3 protein-coding genes are annotated in these 3448 nt (G+C 53.4%); 2 read left to right on the plus strand and 1 reads right to left on the minus strand.

Annotated elements, in window-relative coordinates; translation table 11 throughout:
* On the minus strand, window positions 1–852 hold an 852-nt coding region (locus tag B2Z72_RS09430; RefSeq protein ID WP_297004657.1), incomplete at its 3' end, for a leucyl aminopeptidase family protein.
* A 284-nt stretch (window positions 853–1136) separates the two neighbouring features.
* Here B2Z72_RS09430 and lptF point away from each other — a divergent pair.
* Both lptF and lptG read left to right on the plus strand, forming a co-directional pair.
* Complete coding sequence (lptF, locus tag B2Z72_RS09435; RefSeq protein ID WP_296983798.1) at window positions 1137–2207, plus strand: LPS export ABC transporter permease LptF; 1071 nt, start codon at window positions 1137–1139, stop codon at window positions 2205–2207.
* A complete protein-coding gene (gene lptG, locus B2Z72_RS09440; RefSeq protein ID WP_296983800.1) occupies window positions 2204–3268 on the plus strand; it encodes an LPS export ABC transporter permease LptG in 1065 nt (354 codons plus the stop codon). Before lptF ends, lptG begins: the two co-directional genes overlap by 4 nt.
* Window positions 3269–3448 lie beyond the last annotated feature (180 nt).

The following is a 3448-nucleotide window of genomic DNA, read 5'->3' on the forward strand; positions in this document are numbered from 1 at the left end:
GTCGTACTTCATTTCGTCCATTTTCTGGCCTGGCTTGAGGCTGATACCGCCGGTATCAAAGGTGATGCCTTTACCCAGGATCATATGAGCTGGCTGACCTTCGCCGGCACCCATGTATTTCATGACGATCATTTTGCCTGGCTCAGAGGAGCCTTTGGCAACGGATACGAACGCGCCGGCACCCATTTTTTCCAGTTCTGCTTCATCCAGCACAGTGACATCCAATGCGGCATCTGACGCCAGAGCCTGAGCCTGACCGGCCAGATAAGAAGGCGTACAGATGTTTGGTGGCATATTGCCCAGCTCTTTGGCGAAGTTAACCCCATTGGCCACGGCATCACCTTTGGCCAGTGCTGCTGCAACATCGCCGCCCAGCCAGATCAGGGATTCAGGTGCGCGCGGTGCTTCTTCGTCGTCCTTTTTGCCTTTGGTTTCGGTAAACTTGTACAGCGCATTACCAAAAGCCATGGCAGTCTGTTCAGCCCACCAGGATTCCGGCAGTTCGTCACTGGCGAGACCGGTCAGTGCCAGGGCGATTTCGCCATCCAGTTTGCTGGTGGCGGCGGCGATGGCTGTCAGAATTTTTTGTGCGGCCGCGGCTTTCACAGCGTCTTTACCGCTGCCTACCAGCAGTACACGTTGTGCTTTGATGCCACTGACGGCTGGTAACAGCAGGGTTTCGGCGGTTTTTCCGCTGATGTCTCGGGCGTCGATACGGGCCTGAAGAAAACCGCCGGAGGCGCTGTCGATGGCGGCGGCGGCTTCAGATAACTTGCCTGACTGGTCGAGAGTGACCACAATACAGCTTGCTTGAATGTCGGCGGCAGAACTGGAGGAAATCTGGTATTGCATGCTGGCTCCTGACGGATAAAAAACTGGGGAATTCCCGGGCAGATGCAGGATCACAAACAGCGATCCTGAAAATCCATGTCACAGACTCTGTGACTGATACAGGGCTTTTATACTGCTCTTTGTCGCCGGACGCGTAAAGAGCACCCAGACAAGAACAGCAAAGAAAAGTCGCAGCAGAAGCCTGTTCCCGCTGGAACGTACTTTTTCTTTACAGCCACAGTACCGATATGTGTTCAAGTTTACGAAAATCAAGGGCGGAGCAGATCCGTTGTTAAGGTGTTGAGTTGATTCTTTTCCGTTACCTGGCCCGGGAACTGGCAGGTTCCATGGTGGCAGTAACCACCGTTCTGTTAATGATTCTGATGAGCGGCCGGCTGATTCAGCAGCTGGCGGCAGCGGCGGCAGGGGAAGTGTCCCTCGAAATCGTGTTTTTTACGCTGCTGCTGCGTTTGCCATCCTTTCTCGAGATGATCCTGCCGCTGGCGCTGTTTATCTCGATTCTGCTGACCTATGGGCGTCTGTACGCCGAAAGTGAAATGACGGTGCTGACGGCAACCGGTATTTCTGATCGGAAACTGCTGGGTTATACCCTGATTCCGGCCGGTCTGCTGATGCTGCTGGTGGCCAGTTTTACGCTGCTGCTGAGCCCATGGGGTGCTCAGAAAATGGAAGACCTGTACCAGAAGCAATCCCAGTTGACTGAATTTGAACTGCTGGCACCGGGACGCTTCCAGAGCACTAAAAAGGGTACCCGGGTGACCTACACCGAGACCCTGTCAGACGATAAGACTGAGATGAACAACGTCTTTATCGCCGATGGCGACACCCTGATGCTGGCCAAACTGGGTACTCAGTACGTCAGTGATGATACCGGCTCACGTTATCTGGAGTTGCACAACGGCCGTCGCTACGACCTGACGCCGGGCAGTGCCGAGCTGCAGATTCTCGATTTTGATCTGTATGGTGTAAAGATCGCTGATGAACCGGAAGAGCGCCGCAAATTGCGTAAGGAAGCCGTCCCAACGCTGGATCTGATCGGTTCGGATGATCCCAAGCATCAGGCGCAGCTGCAGTGGCGGATTTCACTGATTCTGATGGTACCGATCGTTACCCTGATTGCCTTTCCGCTGTCGAAAGTGAATCCGCGTCAGGGACGTTTTGCCCGGCTGTTTCCCGCCATCGTGTTATTTATGGTGTATATCTCATTGTTGATTGCCATGACCGGCATGATTGAAAAGCGCTCGCTGAATCCGGCCATTGGTCTGTGGATTCTACATATTATTTATACATTGATCGGTGCCGGTCTGTTGCTGGGGCCCGAATTTATCCGCCGGCGTAAGGTGAAAAAACTGTGAGACATCTCGATTCCTACGTCGCCCGCAACGTATTTATGGCAACCGTGGTGGTTGTTATTGTGATCGTTGGGCTGGATGCCATTTTTACTCTGGTAGATGAGCTCGATCAGCTCAAAGGCGATTATCAGTTTATTCAGGCGCTGGAATTTATGGCGCTGCGTTTACCGCGCCGTGCTTATGAATACATGCCGATGGCCTGTCTGATCGGCTGCCTGGCGGGGCTGGGTACCATGGCCGCAAACAGTGAACTTACCGTGATGCGGGCTGCCGGTATCTCGGTGATGCGGATTACGCTGTCGGTCCTTAAGCCGATGGCACTGCTGATGGTGATCAGTCTGCTGCTGGCTCAGTTTGCAGTACCAACGCTGGAGCGTATTGCCCAATCGCAGAAAGCGGTAGCGCAGGGTAAAGACGATTCATTGTCGAATAAAGGCAAAGGCTACTGGCACCGTGAAGGCAATGATTTTATGCGCTTCAACGCGGTGGAACCGGGCGGCGTACTGCACGGCATTACCCTGTATGAATTTGATGTGGACGCTGAACTGCAACGGGTACGTACCGCAGAGCGGGCGATTTATCAGCGTTCCCATTGGCAGATGGAGAACGTCAACGACGTGCTGATTTTTGCTGATTCCAGCCAGGTTCACCATTATGACAGTATCCGCTGGGATACCGAACTCAGTCCGGAAACACTGAGTGTGGTGATGATTGAACCGCGCGATATGTCGATTACCAATCTATACGGTTATACCCAGTATCTGCAGAAGCAGGGCCTGAATGCAGATAATTATCTGCTGTCATTCTGGCGGAAGGTGACGCAGCCGCTGGGGACTTTTGCGCTGGTGATTCTCGGTATTTCTTTTATCTTCGGTCCGCTGCGTTCGGTCACCCCGGGCTACCGTATTTTCAGCGGTATTCTGGTGGGGCTGGTGTACAAATACGCTGAGGAAATGCTGGCGCCGGCCAGTATCGTATTCGGCTTTGCGCCGATCTGGGCGAGTATTATTCCGATTGCTGGCTGCATTGTCGCCGGAACACTGATGATGCGTAAAGCAGGCTGACTCTGTGTTGCTAAGTTAAAGACGTTAAAAAAGGAGGCGTGGCCCATTGCTGTCCCACAGTTTAAAACGGATTTTTTTATAAACGGCTTCTAATGCCGATAAGCCATATGCCTCCTGGGGGAACTTACCGAGCGTCGGACCGCCCCCAGGCCGGCAAGGCGCCCCCCAGCTTTTCGCTTT

Source organism: Thalassolituus sp. UBA6592 (assembly GCF_002433655.1).
Classification (GTDB): domain Bacteria; phylum Pseudomonadota; class Gammaproteobacteria; order Pseudomonadales; family Oceanobacteraceae; genus Venatoribacter.